This window comes from Acetobacter pasteurianus subsp. pasteurianus LMG 1262 = NBRC 106471 (assembly GCF_000285275.1).
In the GTDB taxonomy this organism is placed as follows: domain Bacteria; phylum Pseudomonadota; class Alphaproteobacteria; order Acetobacterales; family Acetobacteraceae; genus Acetobacter; species Acetobacter pasteurianus.
The window spans coordinates 1-6,988 of sequence record NZ_CADO01000057.1 but is presented as its reverse complement, the minus strand read 5'-3'; the positions used below and the strand labels follow the sequence as shown (position 1 = coordinate 6,988).

The window sequence follows — 6,988 nt, the reverse complement described above, 5'->3', positions numbered from 1 at the left end:
TTACCCAATTTTGTATATTTCTAGAAATATAAAATTATTCCTTAGTAAAAAAAACATTGCAAAAAGTGCAGACCTAAACAGTCCAAAATCTGAGTGCAAAAGGCTATATTCTGAAAAGCTAAAATTTGAAGCTGATATAAAATCAGCAGAATTAATAGATAAAGAACTATCTCTTGCAAAAAACAGTAAAGAACGATTTTTATTACATCAAAAATGTGGTATAAAATTTGGATATGAAAAGCCCAACCAGGTAATTTATGATAGAAAAAATAAAATTTCTTCAATAGAAAGAACCATTTGTAAACTAGAAAAGCGAATTAAACATGAAGAAGAAATTTCAAACAGAATAATCAGTCATCTAATAATAGATGGAAATAATATATGCTTTGATAAAGGAACTTTTATAAATACAAAAGCATTAATTAAGCTTCTTGAAACAATTCCAAAACAATTAAAAAAAACCGTTGTTTTTGATGCGTCTATAAAAACACGTACAGGGAAAAATGATAAAGAAATAGAATCTTCTTTATCTAAATATGCACAAATTTACATAGCACCAAAAGAAACAGAAGCTGATAATTATATAATTAGCTTAGCTGAAACAGAAAAAAATTCTTATGTAATAAGTAATGATAACTATTCAGATTTTTTTGACAAATCTCCTATTATAGAAAAACGAATAATGAAATTTATGATAATAAGAAACAGTATAATTGTGAACGATCTTTCTATAAATGCAACATTTTGATTCCATAAACCTGATATTTTTTTGAAGTGTTCTATGCAGCCGCCAAGCTTCGTCTTGACGCCCTTGTGGACTTACATCCAGCAAAGCTTAGAGCTGATTGACGGTCGCGTAATCGGCGTTCCTCTTGTCTGGTTCTCGCGTCTGTTCCACGCGACACCAACGCAACGGGAAGCCTTTGAATTAAGTGATACCGGTATCCACTGGGATGAACTTGATAAAGATATTTCTACAGCAGGACTACTTGCTGGGCGTGGAAACGCTACGCAGGCCAGACAAGCCCCAGCATAAAAGTAAGCTCACATTCCAAAACTTGGGCCGCTGTCGTAATCCCTCGACCGGGAACGAGACGGCCCACCTCGACCCCGCCCACGACCTCGCGCTGGTGCCTCCACTTTCTCGGCCTGCTGGCGCTTCTCCTGCTCCTGATGCACCTTCAGATGCGCCCTGACAGCCTTTTCCTCGGCGTCCAGCCCAGCGGTGCCCAGAGGGTGCCTGTGGGCCTTCAGGGCGCGGTCAGACGGATCTGATGGGTATTCACTAACAAGGAACGCCTCACGGGTATCGGGGGCCAATCTCTGCGCCCTCTTTGCCATGTCGGCCATACGCTCCTTGGCTTCCCGCACAATCCGCTCTCTGGCCTCCCTGAGTGCCTTCTGGCGCAAGGCTTCCTTGCGCTCCTCCTCGCGTCTGCGGGCTTCTGCTGCCTGTCTGGCCTGCTCCGCCAATTCCTCTTGCCGCAGACCACCAACGGCCCGCAAAAGGGCTTGAGCAGCGCTCTTTTTGGCGTTTTTGACCTGTTCGGCCACCTCCCTGACGGTGGCCGCCAGTTCGCGCACCATCTCCCGCACATGATCGTTCAGGGTGCGCCTGCGCTCGTTCTCCTGAGCCTTGAACGTCTGGGGCTTATATGGCTCCCCCTTCCGCTCCTGCTCGGCCTTGTGCTTGCGCTCCATCGTGGTGCTGGTCGGCCCAAGGTGCAGGGTCGGTATTTCGTCCACGCCCTGCCGCTCATAGCTGCGGTGGTCAACGCGGGCGGGCTTCTGGTGGCGCTCCAGTGCTTCGTTGCACTGCATGGCCCACAATTCCCGAAGGCTCTCGATCTCTGGCCCACCCGTCTTGGCGGCGTCCAGTATGCGGGTTTTCTTGCCCAGCCCGCCCGGCTCGACCTCCCGTGTCGTGGTAAGGATATGGGCGTGATAGTTCCGGTCATCACCACCGGCACTGGGGGCATGAAGGGCAACATCAGCAGCCACCCCGTAACGCTCGACCACGGCAGAGGCAAAAGACCGTGCAAGGCCTGCCCTGTCTTTGGCGTCCAGTTCAGCAGGAAGGGCCAGCACATATTCACGGGCCGTCACTGAGTTGGAACGCTTCTCGGCCTGCTCGGCAGCGTTCCACAACGCAGAGCGATTTTGTGCCCACTCGCAACCATCCGGGGCAATGATGAAACTCTCATCAACCCCGGTTCGGTTGGCGTAGTCGTGTTGGCGTCCATCGCGTTCGTTGGTCAGCGTGTCACCTGTTCGATAAGCCGCAGCGGCAACGGCACTCCTGCCGGTACTACGCGATACGGTCTTAACGGACAGGTGGAAGATCGCCACGGGATCGGCTCGCTGACACAACGGGGTTGCAAGGGGTTCGCCCCTGTCGCACGCAAACTCGCAGAGTTTGCATAAGTGCGCCCTTAATACCTATCGGTATGAAGGGTTCCAAAGCAATCTCAATTTGTGATATGGCTCCACTCAAGAGGAGTTTCGCGCACATGACTAGCACAAGCCAGCCCGCCAAGTCCCAGAGAGTTCTTGATGCCGAAAAGAGGCTTGAGCAGGCACGGAACGCTCTAAAAGATGCCCGTAATGCTGAGAACAGGCAGAAGCGGAAAATTGAAGACCGTCAGAAAATCATATTGGGTAGTGCGTTACTCAAAGCGGCGGAAAGTGATGAACGCTTCTCGAACGTGATTGACGCCCTTCTCAAGCGGTTATCTCGTGAGCAGGACACAAAGGCTTTTCAAGATCACGGGTTCACCACACCTCGACCAGCACAAGCGCAGAATGAGGGCTGACCATGAGTGATCCAGACGACACGGACCTTCTAGGACTTCGTGCGTTCGAGGATTTGAAGAACACCGTCCAGAAGTCGAATAAAGCCTATTCAGACGTTGCCGGTAAACTGCCAGCCCTGGTGAAGCAACTTGAGGCACTGGACGCCAAAAGCACCAAAGCCGCGCAACGTGTTGAGGACGCAGCCCAGGCCGTCACCAGCTATATCAAAACTGACCGGCGCACCCTGCTCATCACCTGCGGGTTTGGAGCCATCGCGCTCGTGTTCTGCGCGGCCTTTCTGGGGAACATCAAGGGCAGTCGAACCGGATACGCTCAAGGGTTCGCTGAGGGGCAGCAGGAAGCCAAGCAGCGCAATGCACTGGCGGAATGGGCCGTATCCTCACCATCAGGCCGCATGGCCTACGAAATGGACAGGATGGGGCAGATTCAGGCGTTCGGCATGTGCAAAATCGAAGGCTACAAGATCAGAACCGACCAGAAAGGGACATGGTGCGTGTCCGCCTCTGGTGAAGGCCTCATGTGGCCCGTAACGCGCCCCTGAGCGTCTCCAGCATAGAAGCCACCAGAACACCCCCACACCCAATTCCTGAGCCATTTACGGGCCAATCTGAGCGATGCGCCAAGTCGGGGCGGAAACAGATCTCCTCTTGTTTCTATTTTTGTGACTTGTCGCGAATTATTTTTGCCCAGCGTTCAGAGAAAAACCACTCCTCAGCCTGCTTGCGGGTCTTGTCTGAATGGATACCAAGCGCTTCCCAAAACTGCCGGTATTCTGGCTTCCATGTCGTTTGATTTATTATGTGACGTGTCACGAAATAAGGAATCTGATCCCGGATCAGGCTGCCACAAAACTGTTCTTTCGTGGCACCTTCAGGAGCGGTTTCGGATTTAGAGCGTTGCCGCGCCTTCCTTTGCGCTGGTGTCATCGCCTTTTTACCCAGAGGAGGCCTACCGCGTTTTTTAGGCTCTGGCATGTCCGTCATGGTGACCTCTAATTTTGTGACACGTCACTATAATATAAAAGCGTGACGTGTCACAAAATTATATGGCGCTGCTATTTTGGCCTCACCTCAGCAGTCCCCGCCATTCAATGGAATGTCTCGCGATCCTGCCGAGTATGGAAAACGTCAGTGATGAACAGGGCATCCGGCGTGACCTCATAGCGAATTTCATAGTCGTCCACGATGAAGCGCCGGACCTCACGGGGAGCGAAAACCGGGAGCAGCCCCCCCATACGAGGAAACTGGATCAGAACGTCTGGCGCTGCCGTCAGTCGCCGCATGACACGTGCGGCAGCGCTTGGATGGTCAAAATCTGCGGTCAATATTTGCAGGTCAGATACAGCCTTTGCCGTCCATTCATATTTCACCGCCCAGGCTCCGGCAGCGGCAGCGGGTTAGCCTGGTCAAGACTGTCTGCCCATGCCTTCATGGCCTCGGCGCTAACCGTCCGACCTGCATCCACATCGGCCAAGGCTCGGCGTGTTGCCTGATCTTTCTCGGCTTCATAGGCAAGATAGGATGCCACAGCTTCCCGCATCACCCATGATCTGGGCCGCTCGATGGATTCCCCATACCGATCCATTGCATCCACCAAGTCAGCAGGCATCTGCACACTGACTACCTGCTTTCCGGCTGAAAGTTTTTCGCTCATGGCATCACCTTAGTTGGTATTAATAATTCTTATTAAGACATAAGCCTGCACGGCTTCAAGCGAGATCGCCCGGCCTGCTTCATGTTTCCTGAGCATTTTTCTCTATCCGGTTCTTCTGACGGTGCAGGTGTCGGGCGGGCGCGGAGCGGGAGCGGCGTAGCCCGCCATAGGCGCCGACACTCGGGAAGGTCATGACATGAAATGCGTCATTTTCCGGGTGTCATCCACAGGAGTTGCCCACACCTGCTTTCTTTCTTTCTTGTTTCTTCTTGTTTATGTGAAAAAAACCTTTTTATTTCATATAGATACAAGCAGTTAATCCGTCATTTTCCGGGTTTAATCCGTCATTTTCCGGGTTAATCCGTCATTTTCCGGGTGTCATCCACAGGGGAAAAACCCCTTACTAACACCCCAAATCCGTCACCTTCCGGGTTAATCCGTCATAAAATAAAATTGACTGATTAGAATATTTCCGTCATGAAAATTAACAGGCGGATTAACCCGGAAGGTGACGGATTTGAGCGCAAAAACGACAGTAAGCCGCAAAACATACGCCACAATTCCGAAGCATGACCCCCAAGTCACAATGAGTAATGCTCTTGTAAGAGCAGGCCACGGCCTGACGCTGGCGGAGAAGCGTATTGTCATGCTGGCCGTATCCAAACTGGATAGCCGCGCACCAACACCAGTCCCCACATCACTTGTGCCTCGCACCAAGATCACGGCAGCCGAATATGCAGAAACATTCTCCGTTGATGCCAGGACAGCCTACGAAGCCCTACAGGATGCGGCAAAGCACCTGTTCGACCGTAAAATCACTTTCTTCGAGCCCGCCTACACACGAGCCGGAAAGCCACTCAAACCCATCCGCAATGACATGCGATGGGTAGGTCGGTGTAAATACCATGAGAATGAAGGTTGGGTTGAACTGTCATGGTGGCCTGACCTTCTTCCATCACTCATGGGGCTAAAAAACCAGTTCACCACCTACAAGCTGCAACAAGCCAACGCTCTCCGATCGGCCTACTCATGGCGGCTCTTGGAACTGCTCATGCACTATCGGGACAGTGGGATAGCCGAATATACCATTGAGGATTTCTGCGCCTCGATGGATGCTACAGAGAAACAGAAGGCTGATTTCAACAATATCCGTCGCCGCATCATCGAGCCCGCTGTCAAAGAACTGGTCGAGAAAGACGGCTGGCTTATCCAGTGGACCCCCATCAAGGCGGGTCGAAAGGTCTCTCGGCTTCACTTTGAGTTCAGGAAGAACCCGCAACCAGACCTGTTCCCCCCATCATAATATGTCTGACAAGTCCGACAAAAACGTCAGACATGACAGACAGACAGACGCTCTCCATGCTCCACTCATGCCAGACAAGTCATACAGTGGAGTCAGACATGACAGACGATCCGAAGCCGTGGTCAATCCGCGGCGTTCATCCCGAAGTCAGAAACGCCGCTCTTGCTGCGGCTAAACGAGAGGGGGTCACGATAGGGGAATGGTTGGACAGAGCCATTCGCTCACACGTTAAAGGTGGCAGAAAACAGGGACAAAACGTGTCTGACAACGCAGTAAGACAGGTGGCGGACTTGTCTGACGCGGAGCGTCTTGTCAGTATGATTACCCAGCTCTCGGATGCTGGCGTGCCAGTTCCGAAGTCGGTTGCCAGCACGGCTTACGCTATCATTAGAGACAGCCTGAAAGGCGTTCAGAAACAACAGAAATCTGCCCTACCAGCCCCAAAAACAGATTGATCGAGCGGCACCAAGTTAAGCAGTTAGGAGGATTTTTCTAAGAACAACAGAAAGCCAATCCTCTGAGAACTCCACAAGCTTGAAGGCATAAGAGCGGCAAAGAATTTTGAATTTATTTTTGCCATGATAGAAACATCATTTATGTTTAGCTAAATTTCTATATATGTCAGACAACATTTTCTGACTTTGAGTAATAAGGAGATCTACTATGTTTATTGGGTTTCTCATCGCTCTTCTAGGGAGCACGTCTCCTAAATCGTAACCTCAGTTACGATACATCTCGAACACCTTAGTTAAAGAGACAAAGTGACGGTCTCCATACCGTCACCTTTCTATGTTGTCATTTTGACGTAGGAAAACACAATTAAACGTGTGCGGTAGGTAAGATATGTATAATTTACTATGCAAAGCATCTGTGGAAATTGGAAAAAAGTTTTTATCGCCGTCAATGGCTGGGTATTTACTAAAAACAAGCAATATAAGCATAATTAAAACTGTTTCTTCAAAGGTTTTACTTGACCAGAGGTTGGTTTCTTCTGGCGCAAGCAAACTCACTAGCGAAGCCCTAGGTATTATCGCAAAAATAGTAACTAAAATATAAATTTAATGATCAAAAAGTAAAGATAAATCAAGTGAAATATTTTTTGAAAACTTTGAAATTTATTTCTATATTATTGTCTGTTTTATTTTTTATATTTGTTTTAATTATTTACCCAATTTTGTATATTTCTAGAAATATAAAATTATTCCTTAGTAAAAAAAA

At 49.3% G+C, this 6,988-nt stretch carries 10 protein-coding genes; 6 read left to right on the top strand and 4 right to left on the bottom strand.

Annotated elements, in window-relative coordinates:
- Both APA10_RS09290 and APA10_RS14585 read left to right on the top strand, forming a co-directional pair.
- Positions 1 to 748: NYN domain-containing protein (locus APA10_RS09290; protein WP_155116678.1), on the top strand; the 748-nt coding region annotated here is incomplete at its 5' end.
- 33 nt (positions 749 to 781) lie between these two features.
- Positions 782 to 1,036: a DUF2442 domain-containing protein gene (locus APA10_RS14585; protein WP_080587140.1), complete on the top strand. Its 255-nt coding sequence runs from the start codon at positions 782 to 784 to the stop codon at positions 1,034 to 1,036.
- An 8-nt stretch (positions 1,037 to 1,044) separates the two neighbouring features.
- Here the strand turns inward: APA10_RS14585 and mobQ are convergent, their stop codons facing one another.
- Complete coding sequence (gene mobQ / locus APA10_RS09285) at positions 1,045 to 2,349, bottom strand: MobQ family relaxase (RefSeq protein ID WP_080587139.1); 1,305 nt, start codon at positions 2,347 to 2,349, stop codon at positions 1,045 to 1,047.
- 161 nt (positions 2,350 to 2,510) lie between these two features.
- Between mobQ and APA10_RS09280 the strand changes: the two genes are divergently transcribed.
- Both APA10_RS09280 and APA10_RS14295 read left to right on the top strand, forming a co-directional pair.
- Positions 2,511 to 2,813 (top strand): hypothetical protein, encoded by a 303-nt coding sequence (locus APA10_RS09280; RefSeq protein WP_003631005.1) that lies wholly within the window; start codon positions 2,511 to 2,513, stop codon positions 2,811 to 2,813.
- A gap of 2 nt (positions 2,814 to 2,815) precedes the next feature.
- Positions 2,816 to 3,355 (top strand): hypothetical protein, encoded by a 540-nt coding sequence (locus APA10_RS14295; RefSeq protein WP_050923565.1) that lies wholly within the window; start codon positions 2,816 to 2,818, stop codon positions 3,353 to 3,355.
- A 112-nt stretch (positions 3,356 to 3,467) separates the two neighbouring features.
- Here the strand turns inward: APA10_RS14295 and APA10_RS09270 are convergent, their stop codons facing one another.
- The 3 genes from APA10_RS09270 to APA10_RS09260 all read right to left on the bottom strand — a co-directional run bounded on the left by APA10_RS09270 (position 3,468) and on the right by APA10_RS09260 (position 4,467).
- On the bottom strand, positions 3,468 to 3,797 hold the full coding sequence (locus APA10_RS09270) for a hypothetical protein (RefSeq protein WP_003631007.1): 330 nt from the start codon (positions 3,795 to 3,797) through the stop codon (positions 3,468 to 3,470).
- A 104-nt stretch (positions 3,798 to 3,901) separates the two neighbouring features.
- Positions 3,902 to 4,183: a type II toxin-antitoxin system RelE/ParE family toxin gene (locus APA10_RS09265; protein ID WP_035366582.1), complete on the bottom strand. Its 282-nt coding sequence runs from the start codon at positions 4,181 to 4,183 to the stop codon at positions 3,902 to 3,904.
- Positions 4,180 to 4,467 carry a CopG family ribbon-helix-helix protein gene (locus APA10_RS09260; protein WP_003631008.1) on the bottom strand — a complete coding sequence of 96 codons (288 nt, stop codon included), beginning with the start codon at positions 4,465 to 4,467 and terminating at the stop codon, positions 4,180 to 4,182. Before APA10_RS09260 ends, APA10_RS09265 begins: the two co-directional genes overlap by 4 nt.
- A gap of 517 nt (positions 4,468 to 4,984) precedes the next feature.
- Between APA10_RS09260 and APA10_RS09255 the strand changes: the two genes are divergently transcribed.
- Both APA10_RS09255 and APA10_RS09250 read left to right on the top strand, forming a co-directional pair.
- Positions 4,985 to 5,770: a replication initiation protein gene (locus tag APA10_RS09255; protein WP_250697681.1), complete on the top strand. Its 786-nt coding sequence runs from the start codon at positions 4,985 to 4,987 to the stop codon at positions 5,768 to 5,770.
- A 98-nt stretch (positions 5,771 to 5,868) separates the two neighbouring features.
- Positions 5,869 to 6,225 (top strand): hypothetical protein, encoded by a 357-nt coding sequence (locus tag APA10_RS09250; RefSeq protein WP_003631001.1) that lies wholly within the window; start codon positions 5,869 to 5,871, stop codon positions 6,223 to 6,225.
- Positions 6,226 to 6,988: the final 763 nt, after the last annotated feature.